Here is a 25,086-nt window from a genome sequence, read left to right as displayed (position 1 = left end):
TGGATTAAAAGGAGCTATTAGACGGAGCAATTGCTACAGGTCGGATAACAAACGATGAAGACTTTGTGCGATTTTGATGAAACCTTATAAATTTGTATGAACGCACACAAAAAACGCACACAAAAAAAGAGGTTCGCAATGAACCTCTTTTTTATTTCTCTCTATTAAAGAGTAATCAGAAAGAAGCTTAGCCTTGCTGGAATGGATAAATGGAACCCAGTTTCAACAATTGAGTTAATTCATCCAACGCCGTACGCGACTCCACCAACAGGCTTGGGTCAGCCAGATCTTCCGGTGACACACGATCACGGTAGTGCTTTCCAACCCATTCAACCAAATCCTTATAGACTTGATCGTTCATCAACACGTTCTGATGCGTGGCCGCCAATTCAGTCTCGTTCAAGGCTACGCGCAAACGTAAACACGCCGGGCCACCGCCGTTTTGCATGCTCTGTTTAAGATCAAACACTTTAACCTGCTTGATCGGCGTATTCATCGTCACCAAGGCATCCAGATAATTGGACACAGACGGCACATCACGACACTCATGCGGCACCACTAAGGTCATGTAACCATCGTCGTGACTCAATAACTGGCTGTTAAACAGATAAGAACGTACCGCGTCTTGTACGCTGAGATCCTGATTGGTCACCATCACTGGCACCAAACGGGTATCCAGCAATTTGCGATCAATTTCTTCGACCACTTGATGAGAGTTCAAAAAGGCTTCTTCGTGATAGAAGAGCACGTTTCGGTTACCCACCGCGATCACATCGTTATGGAAAACACCTGCATCAATGGTTTCAGGTTTTTGCTGAGCATAAACCACACGATCACGAGAGAGTCCGTGTAAACGCGCAATTCCCCGACACGCTTCCAGGGTTTGGCGTGCAGGGTATTTCTTCGGCGCAGGCGCGTTTTCACGGAACGCTTCACGACCATAAACGAAGAACTCAACACCGGCACTACCGTATTCATTACAGAAACGGGTGTGGTTTGCTGCGCCTTCGTCACCAAATTGCGCCACCGCAGGCAACGCCGGGTGGTGGGCAAAGTGATTCTGGTCTTTAAAAATAGTTTCCAGAATGCGGGTGGTAGTTTCATGCTCGATGGAACGATGCACCTTGGCATTCAGGTTAGCGGCAGTAAAGTGTACTTTGCCGTCTTTGGTATCGGCACTTGGCGATACCGTCGCTGCGTTTGCCGTCCACATGCATGAAGCCGAGCTTGCTGCAGCTAAAACCACAGGTTCGTTCACTGCGGCACTGGCCAGTACTTCACTGTCAGAACCGGTGAAACCAAGCGCTCGTAGCGTTTCAATGCTTGGTCGTTCCTGAGGCGGCAAAACGCCTTGCTTGAAGCCCAAATCATGCAGGGCTTTCATTTTCTCAAGCCCTTGCAGCGCTGCTTCCTTCGGATTCGAAGTCTGTTTTACGTTACTTTCAGACGCGACATTCCCATAGGATAAACCGCTGTAGTTATGGGTCGGGCCAACCAACCCATCAAAATTCACTTCATATGCAGTCATGGTATTTCCTTCACTTCTACACTTAGTACCGGACTCATTTTTACCAAGCTGTTACTTATCAAATTAGTCCAAATCAGTCCGGCTACAGGGTTATCCAATTACAGAGTTAAGCCAGGAGACAAGCTGCCTGGGACCGACAGGCTTTCGTCTTCCAGCGACGCCATTGGGTAGGCGCAATAATCCGCCGCATAGTAGGCACTCGCTCTGTGGTTACCACTGGCACCGATACCACCGAACGGCGCGGCACTGCTGGCACCGGTCAATGGCTTGTTCCAGTTCACGATACCGGCCTGAATCTCATCCAGGAACTGCTCATATAACTCAGGATCATCAGCCAATAGCCCCGCCGACAAACCAAATTCTGTGTTATTTGCACCTTTCAACGCTTGCTCAAACGAGTCATAACGAATGATGCTCAACAACGGCCCGAAGTATTCTTCATCTGGCAAGGCCGTCACCGCCGTTACATCAATAATGCCTGGCGATAAAAGCGCAGTACCTTCTTTTAGACGCGTCACTTCAAGTAAAGATTGGCCGCCCAATTGCTGCAAGTTTTCTTGCGCTTTTAGAATACCTTCGGACGCAGGAAGAGAAATCAAAGAGCCCATGAAAGGCTGATCTTCGGCGTTGTATTCGCCCACTTTGATGTTCTTAGTCACTTCAACCAAACGCTCGATGAATCGATCGCCCTGCTCGCCTTTCGGTACGAACAAACGACGTGCACACGTACAACGTTGACCTGCAGATACAAACGCAGAGAACACCGTATGGTGAACCGCTGCCTCGACGTTTTCAGGGTTATGAACAATCAGCGGGTTATTACCGCCCATCTCAAGGGCCAGAATCTTGCCCGGCATACCCGCGTATTGTTTGTGCAACAGATGGCCCGTTGCAGAGCTGCCGGTAAAGAACAAGCCATTGATGTCTGGATGACCCGCCAACGCAATACCAGTTTCTTTAGCGCCTTGTACCAAGTTGATCACGCCATTTGGTAAGCCCGCTTTCAACCAGATTTTTAGAGTTTCTTCGGCCACCATTGGCGTCAGTTCACTTGGTTTGAACACCACGGTATTACCCGCTAACAGCGCAGGTACAATATGACCGTTTGGCAAGTGCCCCGGGAAGTTATATGGGCCAAACACCGCCACGACACCGTGCGGCTTGTGACGAAGAACCGCATGCCCTGCTGCCACATCGCTCTCTTGTTTGCCGGTACGATCTTCATAGGCTTTGATCGAGATTTCGATCTTACCGATCATGGCACCGATTTCAGTGGCTGATTCCCAAAGCGGTTTGCCGGTTTCTTTACCGATGCACTCCGCCAAGTGATCTTTATTTTCGCCTAGCAATTCAGCAAAACGACGAACCAAGGCCATGCGATCTTCTAATGACGTACGACGCCATGCCGGGAAAGCTGTACGTGCTGCATTCACCGCTTGATCCACTTGCTCTGCAGTCGCCGAATGACCGGCCCAAAATACTTCTTGCGACACAGGATTAGCAGACTGAATCACTTCACCTTCACCTGCCAGCCATTGGCCGTTAATTAACAATCGAGGGTCCATATTAATGCTCCTGTGTTCTGAATTCTGTTGGGTCTTGCCCATGTAGTTTCTTAGAAGAACCGGCTTCAGACGGTGTCCGTTCTGAATCGAGACGCGGCTCACGTAACGACACAATACGCACCTGATCTCCGGTGTTTACCTTCAAATATTCTGCTTGTTCTTTGCTGATCAATAACAACTTGCCAACCAATGACGACTTGTTGAACAAGGTAACGCGGAAGTCTTCGTATTGGGTGTTGGACACCAATAACGGATCTCGATCGGAATCATCGAACGGCTTTGCCGTCCCTACTTCCACCGTCACCAAACGGCTTTGACGCACTGCGCGAATGTTCTCTACGAATGCTTCCACCAGCGGGCCGGCATCGAAGATGTCCACCAAGCCATTAAAGTTAAAGCCTTCGCTTTTCAGCATCGCAAGTGCCGGACGGGTGTTATCGTGCGTTTTACCCACGATTTGCTGCGCTTCTTCAGATAAGAACGGCAAATAGATTGGGTACTTCGGCATCAGCTCGGCAATGAACGATTTCTGACCAACACCTGTTAAATAATCGGCGCGGGTAAACTCCAACGAAAAGAACTTGCGACCTAGGGATTCCCAGAACGGCGACACGCCATTTTCATCGGAATAGCCACGCATCTCAGCAAAGACTTTCTGACTGAATAAATGGGCAAATTGCGCTAAGAACAAAAATCGGCACTTGGAGAGCAAACGGCCGTTGTTGCCTTTACGATAATCCGCATCCAAGAACAGCGAGCACAATTCACTGCACCCGGTCATATCGTTGGTCAGATATAAGGTTGGCGTTTGCTTATGAATACCCAATTCGGATGACGCATTAACGGTGGTACTGACGCGGTAGTTGTACCAAACATCACCAAGCCCCACGGCGGCCTCCAAACCACAGACACCAGCGATTTGCCCGGCATCAGTATCTTCCAAGGCAAACATATAGAAACGGTGACGTTCATCTGTTTTTTGACTGAACGACTCTTCAGATGAGGTGATCTTGGCTTTCAACAACTCTTCATTCGCTGGCAGAGTCGTCAAACCTGAGCCCGCGTTTTCCGCCATTCGCATCAAGTCGCCGAGGTCTTTTTGTTCAATCGGTCGAATCACTATCATGGTAAGACCTCCTAGAAAGGTACGACCGCAATGCGATCGTCCTCATGTAATCTCAGCGCCTGAATCTGGCGTTCTTCTAACTCAACGGTTTGCTCGTGCTCATCCAAGCCAGTGAGAACACACCGGAAATCCGACAACGTTGGATTGCACACCATGAATTTGCTGCCTTTCGGGCGCTGTTCTGCCAATTGGAAACGTTTGTAGTGGCAGTTCTTCAAGGTATGAATGTCATCCAAACGCGCAATTAAGGTCGGGCCACCATCAAAGATGTCGAGATGCTTACTGGTGCGGAAACCTTCACGCAACAACAGCTGATAACCCACTGACGCCGCATCGTTCGGCTTGCCCATCACCGCCTGCGCTTGCGCTGACAACAAAGGCACGTAAATCGGATGCGATGGCATCAATTCAGCAATGAAGGTCTTGGTTTTGATGGCCGAGAAATAGTCGGCGGACTTAAAGTCCATATCAAAGAAATGACGCCCCAGGCTGTCCCAGAAAGAAGAGCCATCGTCTTCCGTGTGCTTACCCTGGATTTCAACGATGACTTCACGAGAGAAAAATTCACGGAACAAACCGATAAACAACAAGCGAGAGCGAGACAATAACTCCAACGCATTACCTTGCTTGTACTCGCGACGAATCGACAAGGAGCATAACTGCGTTTTTCCCGTCAACTCATGCGTCATGTACAACACCGGCACACGGTTATGAATGTCCAACTGATGTGAGGAATGGATCAACTCATCCTTTCGATAGTTATAGAAAGGCGCACCGTTGCCTGCGCAAGCGTCAATGCCTGCAACGCCAACAATGTCGCTGTCACAGCTCTTAGCGTCACTCTGCTGACTCAAGTCTTCCATAACGAACAAGAAGCGTTCTTTGCCTGCTACCGACTTCTCACCCGAAAAAGATTGGCGAGACAACTCAATTCGCTGGCTCAGCAAATCCCGTTGATTACTTAAGGTAGTTAAACGCGCTTCACTGGTCGTGACGAGTTTTTCAATCCCTGCCAAATCTGAATGATCCGCAGGACGAACAACCAACATAGGAATCTCCTAATAAGGGTTGATATAGAGATGATGTGTATGAAAATAATTTGAGGTGAGGGTGATACCCAGTGAAGACCCCAGCAGTAAAGACAAGATGCCGTTGCCTTCCACCACTCACCTCGAACCTTTAAGGGCTGATATCCAGATCACCATTGATCTCAATCAGCCTAATACTTTGGCTCTGACTTATGCAGAGACCAACTGATCAACAGCCTTGGCAAAGGCAGCCATACCTTGATCAATCAAGTCATCTTCCACCACCAAAGACGGAGCAAAACGAACGACATTTGGTCCGGCAACAAGCACCATGACACCCTGCTCTAGCGCTGCGTTTAAAAAGTCTTTGGACTTGCCTTTCCATTCGTCGACCAGCTCAGCACCGATCAACAAACCACAGCCACGGATATCTTTGAAAATGCCGTGTTTCACGTTGATGTCTTCCAAATGCTTACGGAAGCGCGCTGCTTTGTCTTCAACGCCTTGTAATACTGCTGGCTGACTTACGATGTCCAACAAGGCCTCACTGACAGCACAGCCCATTGGGTTACCGCCGTAGGTGCTGCCGTGAGTACCGATGGTTAAGCTCTTAGCAATGTCGCCACGGGTAAGCATAGCGCCGATTGGGAAACCACCACCCAACGACTTAGCCGTGGTCAAAATGTCCGGCGTCACACCGTATTTTTGATACGCATACAATGCACCGCTGCGACCGACACCGGTTTGTACTTCGTCGAAAATCAACAACGCATTGTGCTTATCACACAACGCACGCACACCTTCGATGAATTCTTGCGTTGCTGGCTGAATACCGCCTTCACCTTGCACTGGCTCCATCACCACTGCACAGGTTTTGTCGGAAATGATCGCTTCTAACGACGCCAAATCATTGAAATTTGCATGGCGAATGCCGTCTACCGCGGGTTCAAAGCCTTCACGGTATTTCGCTTGGCCACCCACACAGACGGTGAACAAAGTACGACCGTGAAAGCTGCTGTTGAACGAAATAATTTCATTCTTCTCCGGGCCTGAATGCTCCCAGTGATAACGACGCGCCAACTTGAATGCCGCTTCGTTCGCTTCTGCACCGGAGTTCGCGAAGAACACCTTGTCCGCAAAGGTCAGGTCGGTCAGTTTCTTAGCCAAACGCAACATTGGCTCATTCGCCAACACGTTACTGACGTGCCATAGGTTCTGAGCTTGTTCAGTTAAAGCTTCGACCAGTTTTGGATGGGCATGACCCAATGCACTTACTGCAATGCCGCCCGCAAAGTCGATGTACTCATTGCCTTGTTGATCCCAAACACGAGAACCTTCGCCTTTCACAGGAATCATTTTTCCTGGTGCGTAGTTAGGTACCATTACTTCATCAAAAAGCGCTCGTGTTACTGGGGTTTTCGTTTCTGTGGTCATTCGCAATGTCTCCATCGAACGGTCTGAAAGAGAAAATTAGCTCATTCAGACAAAAGCATGTGAAAAGATATGGAGAAATTCTATGTGCAAAGTCAGTGACTCAATTTCATAAATGCGACCTGGACTTATATAACTGCGAACTTTCTGGTTCGTAATAAAGATGCTCTGGAATAAAGAGAATGAGCTGATCATCAACAACCGTTTATCGCCAAAGATCAAAAAACAGACAAAAACACACCCATTGTATTTGCCTAATCACGACTTCTCACCATACTCAAAAAGAATCAAGAGCGCAGAGTTTAAAAGCTGAATTTAAAAGATGTACAAAGCGCCTATAACGATCAGTGATGTCTATCAGTATTCACTATCAACATTAGAGATAAGAACACCATCAGAGCATAAACACGAAACATCAACAGGGAATGGGATGACAACCTATGAACATGGACGAATTGGAATACTCTCTTCTTGAAGAGCTAACGCGTATTGATGCCTTATTGAATCAGCAAGCACTGACTTGGTACGGTATTCGAAAGGCAATTAATATTCTCAACGCGCACAATCAGGAATATTATCCCAACCTATTAGCGCATGTGTTCAACGACATTCGAACCATGTACATCGATCAGACGCCAATAGCGCGACTCTATCCGAGACTGGATCATATTATGGAGTTGGCACTTCAGCTGGATCAACAAATAACCCCAGTTCCTATACTCGACGAACCGACCTTCAAGTTACCAAAAGAAGTGGTATTAGAAATTGCGTGTTAGCCTAGGTATCAACTAACTCCTGAGAACCCACGCGCATTTACTTCTTATTAGAACGGCCTTATTGAAACGGCCTGACTGAAACCGTCTTACTGAAACTGGGCCTTACGACGCCGTTCTTCACTCGGCGTCATTCCGTAATTATTACGATAACTGGTGCTCAAATGTGCGCCCGAGGAATAGCCGCACTGCAGCGCAATTTCCATGATACTGAGATTGGATTGGTGCAATAAACTGCGCGCACGTTCGAGCCGCACTTGTTGATAATATTTGGACGGCACCGAGTCCAGATATTTCTTAAAGAGTCGTTCTAGCTGACGACGAGAAATGCCAATGTGCCCGGCAATATCATCCGCAGATAGAGGCTCTTCGATATTCGCTTCCATCAATTCGATGGCATTCTGCAGCTTGGGTTGCTCTTCACTTTGCTGATTGGTTAATACTCGTCGATGTGTTTTGGTGGTACCACCGATTCGCGCCCGAATAAAGTGTTGCGCTAACGACTCGGCCAGCTCAGGGCCATGATCACGAGCCAACAGAAAGGTCATCATATCCATGGTCGAAGTACCACCGCGACTGGTCGCCCGATGACGATCCACCACAAAACTGTCTTCAACGATGCGTACATTCGGGAAACGATCGTATAAGAAGGCGTCGTTCCACCAGTGAATGGCGGCTCGATGATTCACCAGCAGTCCGGCTTCCGCCATCACGAGACCACCCGTCGCCAAACCGCAGACCAAACCATAGCGGTAACTGTTCGCTTTCACCCAAGCAACCAACTCCGGTTGGCTCTGATAGGACACCGGCGAGCCACCGCAAATAATCAATGCCTGTCCTTTTTCAATGGCCTCAATGGGTTCGACTTCGACAGAGTTTCCTGCTTCCGCCTGAACTTGAGTACAATCAAAACCAGCAAAACGTAACTTATATTGATCCTCACCCAGGATACTGTTAGTTGCCATGATAGGCGCAGTCGCTGATCCTAAAACCAGATTGGAAAATCCTGGTAGCAATAACACCACAAGCTGGCGCAGCTCACCCGGCGCCACAGGAAACTCTGGTTTAGTCGCGTGAATCATGGATGGTGAATTTTTAAACTCTGACATGAATGGGGGGTACCCGATGTATGTATTCTTAAACAAATGTATTCTGAAACGTGACTTATTCGAAAAGGCCTTTTTTCAACAAGACGCCATTGGCCATCATCTTTTGCCCCTTGGCAAACACCGTATCTAATTCAAGCGTAGCAGCATCCAGTAAAAGCACGTCGGCATCCGCCTCTTTCTCGATTCGGCCCTTACGAGGTAACTTTAATATCTCGGCTGGTGTTTGGGTCACCACCGTCAGCGCTTTCTCTAAAGGCACCTCATGGTCGCTAACCGCATCGCGCACTTCATCCAACAAACTGGTTAAAGAGCCTACTTTCAGACCGCGCAATCGTCCTTCGTCATCAAAATCAGGCAAACTGGCAAAGCCGTCTGAACTGAATGTAATTTGCTCGACTGGCACCCCCGCATCTAATAATTGCCATAAGGCTTCTGCACACTTTACTTCACCTGCGGCGAGAATTTCAGGCGTAGTACTGGCGGTTAAATCCAGATAGCCGCCCAAACGAGCAAATTCTTTACCGGCATCCAACAGGGTTTGAGTGCGATTAATGTGCGTGGGGTAAAACTGAGTGATGGGAATATCCGAGTTGCTAACCACATCCAGCAACGGCTGCAAGCAAGTATCTGCATCGCCAACATGCACCGAAACAATTCCGGCTTTACCTGACAACATACCACCGACACGTGTTTGTGCGGCCAGACGTGCCAACTCCTGAGTTGAGGGTTGACTGGATCTATGATCGGAAATGGCCACTTCACCAACACCGATGAATTTATCGATCAAGATAATGTCTTTATCAATGGCATCAAATAAGGTTCTTGCAGGTGTTTGATACGAGCCGGTATGGCAATACAGCGTCAGCCCTTCTTCCTCTAACGCGTGCGCTTTGGCCAATAAGTTGGTCAAAGTACGAGTCACCGAATCCGTCCCTAACACCCCAACCATGGTGGTAACACCGGCTTTGACGGCATCGGACAAATGCATTTCTGGAGTACGCGTGGTAAAGCCACCTTCACCGCCACCACCGATAATATGCACCAGAGAATCCACTAACCCAGGTGCCAACACCTTACCTCGCCCATCGATTACGTCGACATCCACAGAGGTAGACAACTCAATGTTTTTACACACAGATACAATTTGACACCCGGCAATCAACACATCTTGTTGACCCAGATACCTTGGGGAATATACTTCGGCGCCTTTGATTAGATACACAGATACAGCCTTATTCGGTCTACACTCAAATATTAATGGATAAATCTATTATTTATTAAAGTAAGTCAGTGGCCGATAACAGTAAAGAAGTTCTATCTCATCGCCATGTAATACGCTATTTAAAACAAAGCCACTCATAGCAGCAGGAACCCTTATGAGAGTCTCGATTTTTCTAAAGTCACAGCTCACCAACTTGGCCTTTTTAATTATCTTATTTTGTTCTTTTGGTTGGTTAATGATGCAGATGAACGAAGTGGTTTCGAGAATTGAGCACACACAGGAATTCCTGGAAGAACAGAATGTCGCCATTGCCGAGCAGAAATCGTTATTGAATCACCAAAAAGAGAAGATGGATCTTCAAGCGGTCACTCTCAGTGCCTATTCCAACTACTCTCGTTACCTGACCTGGCGCTTAGAATCAGCTATTTCCACCGACAGCCGTTCCATTGAAGAAGCCAATGAAGCGGAACAAAAACTCCGTACCGATCTCAACAAAATCATCGAGCTGGATGAAGAACTGGGTGAAGCAGCGGACGTCGTCGCCATTTACCTTGAAGACTTTAACAGCACCATTCAAGAAGCCATCGAACTGAATAAAAGTGGCGCAGAAGCCCGGTTAATTCGTTCGAAAGTGGGCGAGTCTCAAAGTCACAGCAGCGCCATGAATGCCATGTTCGAAACCATCTTGGAACAGGCGGCACTGTCGGTCAATGAAGCCAGTGAGGGCGTATTCAGTGCCGGTGTAAAAGTAGAAGACTCGATCACCAAAGTGCAAACGGCCAGCCAAAAGAACATCGACGATGGTAATGCCATGGAAACCAAGATGATCTACATCTTTGTGTTGGCCTCCATCATCAGTGTGGTGATTGGCGTCTTGGTGGCCAAATCGGTGACCCGCCCGATTCGACTGCTTACACAACAAGTCAAAGACATTGAGCAAGAGTCGGATTTAACTCGTCGAATCAACATTAACAGTCGCGATGAAATCAGCGACATTGCTTCCGCCGTTAATAGCATGCTGGCAACCTTCCAAACCATTATTCAACAGCTGATGAAAGAGTCGGATCAGCTGGCTACTGCATCACAACAAAGTAAACGATTAAGTGATCAGAACCTGGAAATTGTCGAGCAACTGAAAGCCCAGTCAGAAATGGTTGCCACCGCCAGTAATGAAATGGCGATTACCATTAAGGGCATCAATGATCACACCGAAGAAGCGGTCAACCAATCCGACGACGCCACACGCCACTGTCAGCAAACCGAGAACATCATCCAAGCTACTGCAAATAATATTTCTACTCTCTCCAATCAGGTAGAGGACACCGTACAATCCATCAGTGAAGTGGCTAAAAACAGTCAGGCCATTGGCTCGGTACTGGATGTGATTCGGGGCATTGCCGAACAAACCAACTTATTGGCGCTGAATGCTGCCATTGAGGCTGCCCGAGCGGGTGAGCAAGGTCGAGGCTTTGCCGTAGTTGCTGATGAAGTGCGCGCCTTGGCTCAAAAAACCGGCGATTCTACCAACGAAATTCAAGCCATGATTGAAACCCTGCAAAAAGGGGTGACGGGTGCGGTCTCAGAGATGGAACGCAGTAAAGACCAAGTTCAGACCTCTTTGGAAGAATCCCAGAAAGCTAACGACACCATTCAGGCGACCGTTACCGCTGTTGCCACCATTGCCGAAACCAATCAACAAATTGCCCACTCGACGGAAGAACAAGCCACCGCCGCCGAGAGTATTGATGAAAGCATTACCTCCATTAGTCAGCTGTCCGATGGCGTTGCCTCCTCGGCAGAATCCGCAGCTCATTCCAGTGAAGAGCTCGAGCGCATTGTGGTTCACATGAATCAAATCATTAATAAGTTTAAAGTGAACGGCTAACGTTCTTCCCTCATCTATACACATCCATCTTACGGCCTGCTCTTAGCGGGTCGTCTCTGTGAACGCTTGTTATTCTCTGTTTACGCTTAAAAACGCCCTCAGAAACGTTTCGATAGAGACTTTCGCTTACTTTTTCGTAAGAAATCTCCCTTTATGTAACCAGATATTACGTACATCAGAAAATAACCTTCGCTAAGTGATTGAATTGGTTTGGCTTGAACGTGTTTTTTAAACGCTCATTTAATACCTGACGTTCTGGCTCAAATTTTGACCGTCTATCTGCTCTCTATACTGAAAACTCAGCCCTTGTTTTAAGCAGAGATGCCTCTCAATTTGCGCTTAAAGCAAGAACCATTAGCAGCTATTCCAGGCTATTTAGGGAGTGATAGGAATGCTCAGGAAACCAATATTACCCTTGTTGCTGGCGGCTTCATCCCTCTTCCTTCATGGATGCGATAACGATAAGAGTTCCAGTTCCGTATCCATTGACTCAGGAAGCAGCGGCACTTCAGCAACCACGTTTACGGTATGTGTCGATAACAGTAATGTCACTGGTGCTTGTGACCCCTCGCTGGCCACCACGGCGGCAAGCGTTCAATTTGATCGAGCCTTAAAGAGCTTCCTATTTAATCCGGCCTACGCCGCGGCGGTAACCGGACTCACGGATTTCTTTGTGTTTTACGTAGATGCCAATGGCGCCATTCTTTCTACACCCGCCGCCGCAGCGGCCACCGTTTCAACGACGGGTTTGGCCGACGGCTTCTATCAGATTACCGTTACCGGTGACCCTACAGAAAATATCGCAGACAGTGCTTTTCCAGTAATTGCAGTCGACTTTAATGGCACACTGGATCTCGCCACCATTCAAGCAACGGCAAGTCTGGCAGCATTGAATACGGCTCAAAATGGCACCACCTTTACCACACCGTTCGTACTGTTATCCGATCTCAGCGATGCCGATGGTGATGGTGTCACCCTTGATCAAATCAGTAGTGACACCTCGATAGCCATCATTGCTAATAATCTTCTGGGCACTCAAACTGCCGCAACCCTGGAAACCTTCATTGAAGATGTGGCTGCAGAAGCTTGGGGACAACGAGCCACCAATCCCGATTTTGATCTGACTCAAATCGTGTTAGATAACGAGCCCGATCCTGATCCAACCGTGCAAGTGTACGAAGACATGATTGTCAGCGGCACCGTTTCAGGGGCATCAGCACAAGCCGCAGCCTCCAGTGCTGAAGCGGGTGTCGCCATTGATGAAGCCGCCGTCACTATTTTAGGACTCGACCAGGATGGCAATGAAATTTTTACCGCCGTCACACAAACCGATGAAAACGGTTTCTTTAACGTTAATCTCCCGACGATTGAAAACTCAACAGAAAGTGTACTGACTCGTATCGAAGTCACGATTAGCAAAGATGGCTATGTGGTGGGTGAAAAAGTATTCACCGACGGATTTGAAAGCGGCGCATCTCTCAGTTTACGCGCCTTGTTAGGACAAGAAACGGTCGTGACCCAAAGTCGTGATCAATTAGCCATTACCGCGTCCGGTGAACGTACCTTCCGTTTAGGTCTGGTTAAATACAGCAGCGGCGAAGTGGCTGCGGTTGCCGGTCAACAATTTGCCGACGCCCGCGCGTCTGCCGACAGTGATACCTTACTCGACATGGCCATTCCCGAAGACTGTGTACCGGCTGAAACCACGGCCGTTACCGCGCGTGTGGCCTATTTTGATCCTAACGATCAAACCGATGTGCAGTCTTTCCCTGGCAGCTTCCAAGGAACCGGCGATGACACCGCTGGCGGCGACGGCATTAATTTAGACGCCGGAGCTAATGACGAGACCTATCGCTTAGTGTCCTCTGTTTTCAGCCAAGTGAAGTTGGAAAACCAGGACGGTGACAACCTCAGTATTGACAGCAGTTGTGGTACGTCAGGGGATGCTGCTACAGCGGCCGAAGGCGATGCAGCCGTCATGACATTAAGCGTGCCTACCGACAGTTACGACACCATTACTGAAGACACCGACGCCGATACTGAAGGGGTTCAGGTTCCTATCTATATCTATAGCAACGGTTGGAAGTTTGCAGGTAACGGTACCTTGGCGGTACTCAGTGACACCGCTGGTGTGGATTACGAGCTATACACTGGAGCTGTACCTCCATCAACGACCGACACGCCGGATCTGTTTGTTCAAATTACCGTTACCGAAGGGAATGAGTGGATCAAATGGATCAACCTCGATTGGCCAATTCGTCCTGAAATTGACGCACAAACCTTATGTCTCGCAGGCACCATTGAGTTTGATGGCGCCGATAGCAGCGATCTTGAACCCTACAATGGCAGTCTGGAAATTGAATCTAACACCGGTTGGGAGTGGGCCTACATAGATCAGGGTAACCTTGACTTCACTACCCTCCTTTCAGGCAATGCCGATCCCGAGACCTTCACCTATCAAGTATGGAACTGGCGTACTGCCAGCTATGAAACACTGACACCGACCAGTGTGGTTCCTGACGATGACGAAGATTGCGATATCAAACTCTCTTTCGAGGCAACCTTAGAGAATCCATTGCAATGTAAAGTCTCAGGTACCATTACCAAAGCCGATGGTAATCCTGCGTCCTTCTTCTGGTTCGAGTTCAATGCATCTAATCAGTTCTTTAACTGGGGCAGCTCGAAACAGAACGGCAGTTATTCCTTTGGTGCACCGTGTGATCAAAACGGCACTATTTATGTGGCGGGTCAGGAGTTTACGGTGAACTCAGCCGATTTCGAAGACGATGTCCAAACCATCGATATTCAGCTGGAAAACGCGGCGCCTGAAGTCTGGGCCTGGGCACCATGGCGCATCGTCAATGGCGATACGGTCGATGTTGACGTCTTCGCTTGGGACTTTGATGGCACCATCGCCAGCATCACGGCCACCACCTGTGAAGGCGGTACCTGTACTGCGCCAACAACGGCAGGACAACCTTTCTCTTACACCGCAGACACAGAAGGTGAGCACACCTTATCCTTCACTGCAACGGATGATCAAGGGGCCACAGGCTCCAGCAGTATCACCATTGTGGTTGATCCTGTGGGCAATAAACCACCGAGATTCAATAACTTCCGAGTTGATGGCGCCTTCGGCGGCTTGCTTGACGGCATCATCGTGGGACGAGGTGGGTTCATTGATGTCCGTAGCGGTGACACAGTATCCATCAGAGCCCAAGCCTTTGATCCGGATGCCGACCCACTCACCTATCAGTGGACAGGCTGTGATACTGACACAACCACTAATACGTGTGTGGTCACCACGACTTCCTCTGGAGAGTTGGCAATTTCGGTCACTATCACCGACACACCAACCACGGGAGATCCGGTTTCCAAATCGGCATCCATGACACTCAACGTTCTGGATGACTTACCACCGGTTATCGGCACTATTTTCTCTAAACCAGCGGCGGCCATTGATGGAGGAAACGGCAATGTCAAAAACTTACAGTTTAAAGCCTTTGTCGACGATGACTTCACCGCGCCACAGAATCTGACCTTTGAGTGGAACCTGGAAGCCAGCGATGGTTCAGGCACGCCAATCACAGGTACAGACCCAGAACTCTCAGTGGCTTCTGGCACCTTGGTGGCAGGTGAATACGATGTCACAGTGACAGTCACCGACGGCAACGCCAATGAATCCTCAAGAACGCGAAGCTATCTGGTGAAAGAGCACAAAGCTCCGGTCATTCAAGTTCCTGCCAGTAAAAATGTGTTGGCAAATGAGAATGGCACAAACGCAGAAGCGGTGACCGTAATAGCCGTCGCTACGGATGATCTGACACCTGTCGCAGAGCTCACTTTTGAATGGGAAGTAACGGGTGCGAACTTGACCACTCCGATCACTCAAACCGGCGCAACCTTAAGCATTGCAGCGGGAACCCTTGCTCAAGGCAGCTACTCCGCCGTGGTCACGGTCAGCGATGGTCCAGAAGGTGGTGACGCAACCAAGTCATCAGAAGCCACTGTCACCATAGGCGTCTTCACCACACCAAGTGAGACCACAGTGATCGTTCAATAACCCTTAACACAGAAAACGTTTGCCAATTTTTATAGACGCCGCAAGGCGGCGTCTTAAAGGAGAAAAACCATGAAAATCAAATTACTTGCTTCATGCATCGCATCCGCTTGGCTGGTTACGGGCTGCGGCGGTGGTTCAGGCTCAGGATCTGACCCAATCAGTTCATCTGCAGGATCAGCCACTGAAGGCATCGCGGAAACGGCCAGTGTCAATATCTCAGCCTCCTTTCCCGAGTCAGCACAAGCAGCGGCCATTGATGGGAACGCTGAAGCCATTACCGTTGCCTTCTATCCATCGGAAGCAGGCAGCATTGAAGAGGCCATCGAAGTCGTTCAGTTATCCGCTCAGTGCCTAAAAGAAAGCACCGTCTCCTTCGATTGGGAGTGCTTGCCTGAAGATGCCCCATCCCTAGGTGATCCGGCATTACTTACCGCGGGTTCTCCTTCGGTGTCTCTTGATCTGGTTCCAGGTAAATACCGTGTTGAAGCCCACCAATTTGACACCTCTACTCCAGATTTTGAAACACCACCGATTTCATCGACCTCCTCCTTTGTGACCTTAACGGAGGGAGAACACAGTATCGAACTCAATCTGATCCATGCCACATGGACGGCGGGTACTCCGATCACGCTACAACTGCTCAACAATGTGCTTCAGGATGAAAATGACGAAGACATTGATCTCGACCCGGAAGTCGAAGGCACTCAGACGCTGGCGGATTTAATGGAGTTAACCGATCAGCCCATCATAGGTATGCACCTCGTTGGAATGCCAACCTTTATCGAAGAAACTAAATCTCTCTTTGATGGCGAAGGCGATGAAGGTGCTACCGCAGCCTTTGATGACTTCCCGGTGGATTCAGAAGGTGATCTGGAAGAAATAGCCATGGAAATCCTCGATTATTGGATGGGCGAGTCCAACCACATGCCAGTTCTAAGACAATCGGACGGCGGCACCGGCGAAACCGTTGTTTGGTGGTGGGATGAGTTTGATGGAGAAGAAAATGATTGCTTCTTTGATGGACCAATGTCTCCAGGAGATGGTAGCGAAGAGCCCCCCACAGAAACACCGACTGAAACGACAGAAGTCTGTATTGAACGTTTCATGAGTCCATCCACCTTACTGCAAGGCTATCAACCTACCGTTGGCAACACCAACATACTGAATCTTGGTGAGTTGGTTGCCGAATACGAAGAGTGGTCTCCGGACGGCCCAGACTTTGGTGTGGAAGGCGGCTTGGCAACGGTGCCTTTCCAACTTGCCGACCCAACCATTACGGTAGCTAATGGCACCGTCACCCTCGACTGGGGCGACGGTCAGAACTTTGCACACGTTCATGCAGAAGAAATTCAAACACCAGAAGGCTCCGAAGAAGCCGTATTCCTCGACTTTGAAACCGAAACAGGCAGCACCACCTTCCCTGACGATGACAACCGTTTGGATCAAGTAGATGGCCCAACCATTACTGGTGGCACTACCATCACAGGCACACTGATTGAGTTCTTAATTCAATTTGATGAAGAGCATGTGGCAGGTACTGTGCCAACGGTACCAGATAACATCACACCAGACCTGCTAGGTTCCGATCCGATGGATACCATTATGGCGTCTCAAGCCGCTGTTGCCGCAGGATTGATCGCAGCACCCGCAGCCACCGATAATGGTACCAACTGCAGTACCTTGACGGATAATTTTTCCGGCGTCTTCACCAAGTTCATTTGGGACGATACCGAGGAAGCCTGGATTGGTGGCACCTGGAACCACAGCTACTTCTTAGAAGATACCAATAACGATGGTATTGGGGACACAGTTATAGGTGAGGATCTCAATGGTGACGGAGAAATCACGCAATTCGAGACCGGCGTCTATGAAAATATGATCTGTGACTGGGACGAGATCAATCAAATGGAAGTGTGTGAAGATCTAGATAACGTGGCCAATGACACCACAGATAAATATGAAACAGTTCCTGCTGGCTTCGAAGAAACCGGTACCGGTGAATACTGCTTACATACATTCACTATGACCGCAGGCCAGCTCAGTTTCTCTTTCTCTGACTTATTGTCATCCACCGATGTCACGGTTCAAAACTAACCTTTGACGGCATTTCAGAGGCACCCTCTTCGGGTGCCTCTGAACAACGCTCGATAGCAACATCCTCAGAACAGCTTGTTCAAGTTAGTGAAACACTCAGCTCACACCAAAACAAAGCCAGTGAACTATGGTTAAAGATACCCCCTACAAGTTCAGATAACGGATGGTATGCAATTGAAGAATACGGACTTTCTATTCATGATCCTCGGTTTCTCCAAGCATCTTGGCATATTCAGGCAAGCAAATTTACACAACCAAGTCCCCAGTCGTGATTGCAACGTCTTACTGATGCTGACCATGATGTTATTGTTCACCTCGATGAACACAAACGCATCATCCGAACCTTCAATCGTTGCGCTTTTCAACGAAGATCCAACTCAAGTGGTGATCATTGTTGAAGATCACAGAATCTCTCCTATTCAAATATTGAAGGTCAAAGATCACACCCACAACACAACTAACTCTACCGTCTCAGATCAATCAGCGGTATGGCAAGGAACACTAGTTGCACCTAAAGGTGTCTCTGTCGAAAAATTACTGCTTGCGGCACGGCAGCACCCCACCATTATGAGTGCGGAGCGAAACTACCCAGCTAAACTCAACTTAACGCCTAATGATGCCGTCTTTACTGATTCTTCTGCGAACACATCACATCATCAACAGATTAACAGCGAAGAAGCCTGGGACATTCGCACCGATTGCCGCTCTGTGGTGGTAGCGATTGTGGATACCGGTGCCGATCAAGACCACCCGGATCTGGCCAATAATCTCTGGGTCAACCCCAATGAAATTGCCGGTAACGGCATTGATGATGATAACAACGGTTATATTGACGATATCAATGGGGCGTGTGTTCGCACCGATTGTGCAGCTGGGGAAATTGAAGATAACTTTGGTCATGGCAGTCATGTGGCCGGTTTATTAGCGGCCGAAGGCAACAATCAGATTGGCGTTACCGGCGTGTGTTGGGACGCCAAACTCATGATAATTAAAAGTCTAGGCGATACCGGGTCGGGCTCCACCAGCGATGTCGCTGCTGGCATTAATTACGCTGTCAACAATGGTGCAGACATCATCAATACGTCATTGACCATCAGCAATTACAGCAGCGCTTTGGAATCAGCGACAGAACAAGCTGAACAGAACGGCATTCTGATGATAGCCGCGGCTGGTAACTTTGAATCGGATAACGATCAAACACCCGTCTATCCGGCTAACTTCCGTACCTCTCACGACAACCTGATGTCTATCGCAAATGTGGATTTGACCGATTCGCTGTATCGAAAAAGTAACTACGGTCTAAGTACCGTCGATGTGGGCGCGCCCGGTGTTAATCTCTTTAGCACCTGGAAAGATGCACAATATGCCAGCTCAACCGGCACCTCGATGGCAGCCCCGATTGTTTCTGGCATTGCGGCGCTATTAATGTCCGAAGGCACTAATCAGAATGACCTCGAAACCAAAGCGCGGCTGCTCAGTTCAGCCCGGTTAGCAGAAGCCCTAGAGTGGCAAGTAATCACCCCAGGGGTGGTGAATGCGTATGATGCGTTATCGGCGATCAACAGTACGCCACTGACTTTGTTCCGGGCACAACCCAACTCGGGGAGTTATCAGCTGCATGGCTATGATTTATCGAACGTCGATTTGGTTCGTTATACCGAAGTGCTGACAGGCGGTCAGGCTTCGACCGACATTACCTCCTTTGAAGCGCAAGACGCCAGCCACATTCAACTGTCGCTGCCTGCCACCAGTAAGTCAGGATTATTTACACTCTTTCGTGGCTCGGAACAATCCAATCAGATCTTTATTAAACGCACCATTGCTGCACCGACCGATGTTTCTTTCGAGCGTTCCGGTGAGTCCATTACCCTATCCTGGAACACGCCACAAAATGCCGATGTCATCAGCATTGAACGCGGTGTTCCCGGTCAGGTGTTCCAAGAAATCGCCACCGTCGCAGCACCGAACAGCGTCTATCAAGACAGCATAGGAACAGAGCAACGTTATTATTATCGCTTGCGGGGGAGCTATGACTACATAGATCCATCGACGAATGCAGAGGCCACTGAATACTCAACTTACAGCAGTACCTTGATTACCTCACCTGACGATGACAGTAGTTTCTGGTTAACCGAAGGGCTGCCCAATATTGGCGTCAACAGTGTAGTGTCGTTGCAACTGACCGCCACCTCCAGCGGCGTGTATTCCTTGGCCGATGGAAGCCTACCCACTGGCTTGTCTCTTTCCTCATCTGGCTTGCTCAGCGGCACCGCATCCGCTCAAGGAAATTATGACTTTGTAATAAACTTCCAGCCCTCTGGCAGCAATCAAATAGACAGCCGAACCTTCTCCATGACTGTCACCAGTGCATCTGCGGGAAGCATGCAGTTAACCGACCAGCAGAGTCTAACACTGACCGTCAGCTCGTCCTCCGGCACGTTAAGCGCAATTCAAGCGTTGGATAAAAGTAACTTCGAAACGCTCGATAACGTGTCAGTCCAGTTAGTGCAACAGATATTGATTTCCAACCTGCCAATCACCGCAGCAGAAACCAGTGAAATCACCATTTCATTAGCCAACGGGTCAGACGGTCAACTGGACGACATCTATATCGCCGACACGAATAATCAATGGCAAAACTCAGCGCAAACCAGTAATACACAAGTGTCTTCCAGCACAGCCAGTGTGTTGATTGAAGATGGCAGTGAGTTTGATCTGGATAATCAAGTAAACGGTGAAATCGTTGCTCGTATCGCTTCTACCTCAACCAATAACTCAACTGAATCAAGCAGCAGTAGTGACAGTCGCTGTTTCATCGCCTCGGCTGTCTACAGCTCAGAACATCAGGATTTACAGACCCTACGCTACTTCCGAGATCATGTATTAACCGTGCTGCCGGGCGGCGACCATTTAATCTCAGCTTATTATCACTACTCTCCTCAGTTAGTGGCTTGGATGAAACACCACCCTCGCACTCTAGAGACAACACGTTCCTTACTGGAACTTACCGCCATGGCCATCCGTAACCCGCTCACCTTATTGAGTGTGCTGTTTGCGGCGCTTTTAGGGGTTATTCTTGCCCTAAAGGTCAGGAAATTGAAATTCTCGCTCTAGCGTATCGCTTAAATCTGTTAAAGTGCGTTCAAACCTCTGAACCGTTCTTGTCGTAAGGTACGCACTTTTGTTTGAACTCTTGTCTGATTTGGCAGCGTCTCTGCCCCCTTGGTATTTCTGCCTGCTTTTGTTGATTGCTGCGTTCAGCGCCGGCTTTGTCGATGCCATTGCTGGCGGTGGCGGCCTGATCACTATTCCTGCGCTGCTGATGTCCGGGCTGCCCCCTCACTTGGCCTTGGGAACCAACAAACTCAGTGCCACCTTTGGTTCATTTACCGCCACTGTGGTGTTTATCCGCAAAGGCATATTCAACCCCAAAGATTGGTGGCTATTAACCTTAGCCACGCTCATAGGCGCTATCATCGGCACCTTCTGTGCAACCTTGATCAGCATGGACATTCTCAACCAAGTATTGCCTGCGCTGATCATCTGTGTGGCTTTGTACATGCTGTTTCAGAATTACAGCAATTTAGACCAGGACAGAAGCCCCCACCCGAGACCACCCTGGGCACAGTTCACCCAAGGCAGTAGCATTGGCTTTTATGACGGCATCGCCGGACCAGGCACAGGATCATTTTGGGTAGTATCTAACTTGATGATGTACAAGCAATCACTGGTACAATCGTCAGGCATTGCCAGGGCAATGAACTTTGTCAGTAACATTACGTCCCTGATTACCTTTGCCATCTTAGGTCAGGTAAATTGGCTGATCGGATTGTTAATGGGCCTGTTGTTACTTGTCGGCGCATGGCTTGGTGCCCATCTTGCGATTTCGAAAGGCGCGCAGTTTATTAAGCCCATTTTTATGACAGTTGTGATCGCGATTTCTGTTAAATTATTGACGATGTAGAAGTCAATTTTATTCACTCTCTGGAAGTATAAGGGCTAGCGCCTGTTTTCCACATATTCTGTGGATAACTTTGTGGATTATGTTATCAAAATGCCCTCAAAGCGTCATAAATCATACGAACACCCCAGATTGGTTATTTTTTAACCAATGAAATAAAGTGTATATCTTTCATATAGTTATGAAAGTCAATAGGATATTTTAGACATTTTCCATTCTTTTTTGGACTTAACCGCTGTTAGAAACAATCACTTCGGTTATTTGTGCATATTTTACACATCGAAGAGTATCACAGCCCCACATTTGTGCATTGAAACACAGAGTTTATTTCGCACCCTCACACCAAAATTTCTCTGCTATACGTTGGTGCATTCCCTGTTCGGAGGTTCCTCAAATACTAACCAGAGTGTTAAACTTTATTCATACACATCCGTTCTAAGGAACCTATCCATAACACCCTCTTAAAAGAGCGTGTTATTTTTCGAATTTCGTTATTAAGTCTCAAGGCTATTACTATGAGTTTCTCCGCCTTCGGCAAAAAGTTTACAAGCGAGTCCGGCATCCTGAATCTAATGGAAGATTTAGGTAATGCCCTTGCGAACCCTGATGCAAAAGACATCATCATGATGGGCGGTGGCAACCCGGCCCACATTCCTGAAATTGAAGACATCGTTCGCCAACGCTTGGTGGATATTTCAAACGATACTCATGAACTTCAGCAATTGATTGGTGTATATGACACCCCACAAGGCGAGAAAGCATTTCGCCAGGCCTTGGCTGAACTATTAAGCAAAGAATTTGGCTGGCCACTGAGTGAAAACAACATTGCCCTTACCAATGGCAGCCAATCCGCCTTCTTCATGCTGTTTAACTTGTTGGCCGGTGAATACGACAACGGCGAACACAAGCACGTGCTCTTCCCGATGGCACCAGAGTACATAGGCTATGCCGACGCAGGCTTAAGCAAAGGCTATTTCAAAGCCTGCAAACCGGAGATCGAATTGATCGGCGAACGACAGTTTAAATATCGCGTCGACTTTGATGCGCTGTCAGTGACCGACAACACCGCAGCCATTTGTGTCTCGCGCCCCACTAACCCAACAGGCAATGTGGTGACGGATGAAGAAGTAGAGCGCCTAGATGCACTGGCGAAAGCACACAACATTCCTCTGATCATTGATGGCGCCTATGGAACACCGTTCCCAGACATCATTTTCAGCGACGCGACCCCGTTCTGGAATGACAATGTGATTCTTTGTCTGAGCCTGTCCAAGTTTGGACTACCCGCAGCCCGTACCGGAATCGTGATTGCCAAGCCGGAAATCATTGACGCCATCAGCAACGTTAATGCGATTTTAAGCCTTGCCACCAACAGTATTGGCGCTCGCTTAGCCTTGCCTTTGATCAGCTCTGGCGACATTTTGAAATTGAGCCGAGAGGTGGTTAAGCCCTTTTATCAGGAACGCTGTAATTTAGCGATTCAACAGTTAGAGCAAGGTCTCTCAGGGCTGCCTGTAAGAGTACATAAGCCTGAAGGCGCTATGTTCTTGTGGCTGTGGTGTAAAGACTTACCGATCAGTTCACAAACCTTGTATGAGCGTTTAAAAGAAAAAGGCTTAATCGTAGTGCCAGGACATTACTTCTTCCCAGGCATGGAAGATGAAGACTGGGCTCACAAAGACGAATGCTTACGAATTAACTATTCACAATCCCCAGAGCACGTTAAAGAAGGCTTGCGTTTAATCTGTGATGAGCTTAATTCGATCTATAACTGATCACTCATCCTATCAACCTCCCAATGAGCTATGATGCTTTTCGGGAGGTCTTCTTATACTTCAACATCCCCTCAATCGTTACTACGATCAGCGCCAACCAAATCAGCCCGAAAGTATAATAACGCTGATCTGGCACCTCTTCCCCGAACCACACAATCGCCAACACAAACACCATCGATGGCGCGATGTATTGCGCAAACCCGGCGGCAGTTAAACTCACGCCCGGCAAACCAGACACATAAAGCAGCAATGGAATAACCGTCACAATGCCCGCCAACATCAATGGAAGCATGAACTCAGAGGCATGACTAAAGAACACAAAGTCCATTTGAGTGCTGCCATAGACCATCACCACCAACGCAACCGGCAACATCCAGGTGGTTTCGGCTGCCAAAGCGGCCGTAGGATCGATTGACAATTTCTTACGAGCCAGACCGTAGAGAGCAAAACTGATGGCCAAAGAACAGGCAATCCAGGAAAGTTCACCCACCGTCCACAACTCAGCAAGAACGCCCGCCATCGCCATAGTCACTGCCGCCCATTGCACTTTCGACAGTTTTTCCCCTAAAAACAAACCGCCCAAAGCAATGCTCACTAACGGGTTAATGTAATAGCCGAGACTGGCCTCCACCGTTTGATTGGTCAGCACCGCATACACAAAGATCAACCAATTTCCCGTGATCAAGACACTGGTAACAAATAAACGTCGACGAACTGCTCCGTCTTTCCATAAACTGATGAAGGTTGACCATAACCCTGAAAACCACAGCAAACACCAAAGCACGATAGACGACCAGATAACCCGATGCACCACCACTTCAATCGCAGGTACTTCACCCAACCACTTAAAGTACAAGGGCGTTATCCCCCAGGTTAAGAAAGCCATAAGAACCAAGGACAGATGAAAAAGACTGGATTTAGAGGTTGGCATATCGAGGCACTCTTTGCGTCTACAGAGTTGGATGAATACGATAATAGTTTTTTTAAACAACAAAAAAGGCCTTCCCGAAACCAGGAAGGCCTTCTTCAATTCTAGTTGTTGGCGAATTAATTCAAAAGTAACTTTTTGAAAGTTAAATTAATCAAAAACCAACATCTGACAAACCAAAATGTACGGATTATACGAAACGCGCGCGCAACTGGTTAAGCTTAGATACAAGAGGCTTAGCCGCTGGCACATATTTACCCGCAAGATTTTCTGCTTTCTTGCCCGCTTGATCCACTTGGTCAGTGACAAGAGAAGTTAGGTTTTGAATCCCTTCAGGCTTCGTCAGATTCAATTGCTTGATTGTCTCTACACCGCTTTCAACACGTACACGCGCGGTGTTAATACGCACTTGAAGGCTTTCTTTCTCACCGTTATAACGCTGCATAGAATCAAAAACGCCCGCCATTAGGTTATGACGATTAACTTTGTCAGTTACGCCATATACGGACAAATAAAAACCAATGTTATCAACCTGGTTCAAAGCAGTATCTGCAAGTACCTTAGTATTCATTTTCATAACTTCTTCTCGCTTTATGAT

At 48.3% G+C, this 25,086-nt stretch carries 16 protein-coding genes; 7 read left to right on the top strand and 9 right to left on the bottom strand.

The features are described 5' to 3' along the window. Positions 1 to 187 precede the first annotated feature (187 nt). The 5 genes from astB to ACFOEK_RS14510 form a co-directional block, all read right to left on the bottom strand. Positions 188 to 1,528 carry an N-succinylarginine dihydrolase gene (gene astB, locus ACFOEK_RS14530; protein ID WP_386722179.1) on the bottom strand — a complete coding sequence of 447 codons (1,341 nt, stop codon included), beginning with the start codon at positions 1,526 to 1,528 and terminating at the stop codon, positions 188 to 190. Between the two features lie 98 nt (positions 1,529 to 1,626). Next, positions 1,627 to 3,093 carry a succinylglutamate-semialdehyde dehydrogenase gene (gene astD, locus ACFOEK_RS14525; RefSeq protein WP_386722178.1) on the bottom strand — a complete coding sequence of 489 codons (1,467 nt, stop codon included), beginning with the start codon at positions 3,091 to 3,093 and terminating at the stop codon, positions 1,627 to 1,629. 1 nt (position 3,094) lies between these two features. Next, positions 3,095 to 4,219 (bottom strand): arginine N-succinyltransferase, encoded by a 1,125-nt coding sequence (astA, locus tag ACFOEK_RS14520; protein ID WP_386722177.1) that lies wholly within the window; start codon positions 4,217 to 4,219, stop codon positions 3,095 to 3,097. Between the two features lie 11 nt (positions 4,220 to 4,230). Then, the gene (locus ACFOEK_RS14515; RefSeq protein WP_386722176.1) at positions 4,231 to 5,268 is read right to left on the bottom strand and encodes an arginine N-succinyltransferase; all 1,038 of its coding nucleotides are present in this window, start codon (positions 5,266 to 5,268) and stop codon (positions 4,231 to 4,233) included. Positions 5,269 to 5,457: 189 nt separating this feature from the next. After that, positions 5,458 to 6,681, bottom strand: a complete 1,224-nt coding sequence (locus ACFOEK_RS14510) for an aspartate aminotransferase family protein (RefSeq protein WP_386722175.1) — start codon at positions 6,679 to 6,681, stop codon at positions 5,458 to 5,460. A gap of 437 nt (positions 6,682 to 7,118) precedes the next feature. On the opposite strand from ACFOEK_RS14510, the gene ACFOEK_RS14505 reads away from it, so the two are divergent. Beyond that, entirely contained in the window at positions 7,119 to 7,454 is a 336-nt protein-coding gene (locus tag ACFOEK_RS14505; RefSeq protein ID WP_386722174.1) for a hypothetical protein, read from the top strand. A gap of 86 nt (positions 7,455 to 7,540) precedes the next feature. On the opposite strand, the gene ACFOEK_RS14500 is transcribed toward ACFOEK_RS14505, so the two are convergent. Beyond that, entirely contained in the window at positions 7,541 to 8,560 is a 1,020-nt protein-coding gene (locus ACFOEK_RS14500) for a GlxA family transcriptional regulator (protein ID WP_386722173.1), read from the bottom strand. A gap of 55 nt (positions 8,561 to 8,615) precedes the next feature. Beyond that, positions 8,616 to 9,782 (bottom strand): beta-aspartyl-peptidase, encoded by a 1,167-nt coding sequence (gene iadA, locus ACFOEK_RS14495; RefSeq protein WP_386722172.1) that lies wholly within the window; start codon positions 9,780 to 9,782, stop codon positions 8,616 to 8,618. 154 nt (positions 9,783 to 9,936) lie between these two features. Here iadA and ACFOEK_RS14490 point away from each other — a divergent pair, with 154 nt between their 5' ends. The 6 genes from ACFOEK_RS14490 to ACFOEK_RS14465 all read left to right on the top strand — a co-directional run bounded on the left by ACFOEK_RS14490 (position 9,937) and on the right by ACFOEK_RS14465 (position 23,560). After that, positions 9,937 to 11,667: a methyl-accepting chemotaxis protein gene (locus ACFOEK_RS14490; protein ID WP_386722171.1), complete on the top strand. Its 1,731-nt coding sequence runs from the start codon at positions 9,937 to 9,939 to the stop codon at positions 11,665 to 11,667. A gap of 391 nt (positions 11,668 to 12,058) precedes the next feature. Beyond that, positions 12,059 to 15,730, top strand: coding sequence for an Ig-like domain-containing protein (locus ACFOEK_RS14485; RefSeq protein WP_386722169.1), 3,672 nt, complete (start codon positions 12,059 to 12,061; stop codon positions 15,728 to 15,730). Between the two features lie 69 nt (positions 15,731 to 15,799). Next, positions 15,800 to 17,824, top strand: coding sequence for a hypothetical protein (locus ACFOEK_RS14480; RefSeq protein WP_386722167.1), 2,025 nt, complete (start codon positions 15,800 to 15,802; stop codon positions 17,822 to 17,824). Between the two features lie 168 nt (positions 17,825 to 17,992). Beyond that, positions 17,993 to 20,938, top strand: coding sequence for a S8 family serine peptidase (locus ACFOEK_RS14475; protein ID WP_386722165.1), 2,946 nt, complete (start codon positions 17,993 to 17,995; stop codon positions 20,936 to 20,938). Between the two features lie 67 nt (positions 20,939 to 21,005). Next, positions 21,006 to 21,788: a TSUP family transporter gene (locus ACFOEK_RS14470; protein WP_386722163.1), complete on the top strand. Its 783-nt coding sequence runs from the start codon at positions 21,006 to 21,008 to the stop codon at positions 21,786 to 21,788. A gap of 512 nt (positions 21,789 to 22,300) precedes the next feature. After that, a complete protein-coding gene (locus tag ACFOEK_RS14465) occupies positions 22,301 to 23,560 on the top strand; it encodes a valine--pyruvate transaminase (RefSeq protein ID WP_386722161.1) in 1,260 nt (419 codons plus the stop codon). A gap of 28 nt (positions 23,561 to 23,588) precedes the next feature. Here the strand turns inward: ACFOEK_RS14465 and rarD are convergent, their stop codons facing one another. Both rarD and ACFOEK_RS14455 read right to left on the bottom strand, forming a co-directional pair. After that, the gene (rarD, locus tag ACFOEK_RS14460; protein WP_386722159.1) at positions 23,589 to 24,491 is read right to left on the bottom strand and encodes an EamA family transporter RarD; all 903 of its coding nucleotides are present in this window, start codon (positions 24,489 to 24,491) and stop codon (positions 23,589 to 23,591) included. 187 nt (positions 24,492 to 24,678) lie between these two features. Continuing rightward, positions 24,679 to 25,065, bottom strand: coding sequence for a hypothetical protein (locus tag ACFOEK_RS14455; RefSeq protein WP_386722157.1), 387 nt, complete (start codon positions 25,063 to 25,065; stop codon positions 24,679 to 24,681). Positions 25,066 to 25,086: the final 21 nt, after the last annotated feature.

Source organism: Litoribrevibacter euphylliae (assembly GCF_042646085.1).
Taxonomy (GTDB): Bacteria; Pseudomonadota; Gammaproteobacteria; order Pseudomonadales; family Litoribrevibacteraceae; genus Litoribrevibacter; species Litoribrevibacter euphylliae.
The sequence above is the reverse complement of the archived record's forward strand: the minus strand, read 5'-3'. Positions and strand labels throughout refer to the sequence as shown.

What these genes read in the sequence shown, in the direction of transcription:
- astA (WP_386722177.1), bottom strand. Translation starts at nt 4,219, where the DNA reads ATGATAGTGATTCGACCGATTGAACAAAAAGACCTCGGCGACTTGATG.
- ACFOEK_RS14510 (WP_386722175.1), bottom strand. Translation starts at nt 6,681, where the DNA reads ATGACCACAGAAACGAAAACCCCAGTAACACGAGCGCTTTTTGATGAA.
- ACFOEK_RS14490 (WP_386722171.1), top strand. Translation starts at nt 9,937, where the DNA reads ATGAGAGTCTCGATTTTTCTAAAGTCACAGCTCACCAACTTGGCCTTT.
- ACFOEK_RS14465 (WP_386722161.1), top strand. Translation starts at nt 22,301, where the DNA reads ATGAGTTTCTCCGCCTTCGGCAAAAAGTTTACAAGCGAGTCCGGCATC.
- ACFOEK_RS14455 (WP_386722157.1), bottom strand. Translation starts at nt 25,065, where the DNA reads ATGAAAATGAATACTAAGGTACTTGCAGATACTGCTTTGAACCAGGTT.
- astB (WP_386722179.1), bottom strand. Translation starts at nt 1,528, where the DNA reads ATGACTGCATATGAAGTGAATTTTGATGGGTTGGTTGGCCCGACCCAT.
- ACFOEK_RS14485 (WP_386722169.1), top strand. Translation starts at nt 12,059, where the DNA reads ATGCTCAGGAAACCAATATTACCCTTGTTGCTGGCGGCTTCATCCCTC.
- ACFOEK_RS14505 (WP_386722174.1), top strand. Translation starts at nt 7,119, where the DNA reads ATGAACATGGACGAATTGGAATACTCTCTTCTTGAAGAGCTAACGCGT.
- astD (WP_386722178.1), bottom strand. Translation starts at nt 3,093, where the DNA reads ATGGACCCTCGATTGTTAATTAACGGCCAATGGCTGGCAGGTGAAGGT.
- ACFOEK_RS14480 (WP_386722167.1), top strand. Translation starts at nt 15,800, where the DNA reads ATGAAAATCAAATTACTTGCTTCATGCATCGCATCCGCTTGGCTGGTT.
- ACFOEK_RS14500 (WP_386722173.1), bottom strand. Translation starts at nt 8,560, where the DNA reads ATGTCAGAGTTTAAAAATTCACCATCCATGATTCACGCGACTAAACCA.
- rarD (WP_386722159.1), bottom strand. Translation starts at nt 24,491, where the DNA reads ATGCCAACCTCTAAATCCAGTCTTTTTCATCTGTCCTTGGTTCTTATG.
- ACFOEK_RS14475 (WP_386722165.1), top strand. Translation starts at nt 17,993, where the DNA reads ATGCAATTGAAGAATACGGACTTTCTATTCATGATCCTCGGTTTCTCC.
- ACFOEK_RS14515 (WP_386722176.1), bottom strand. Translation starts at nt 5,268, where the DNA reads ATGTTGGTTGTTCGTCCTGCGGATCATTCAGATTTGGCAGGGATTGAA.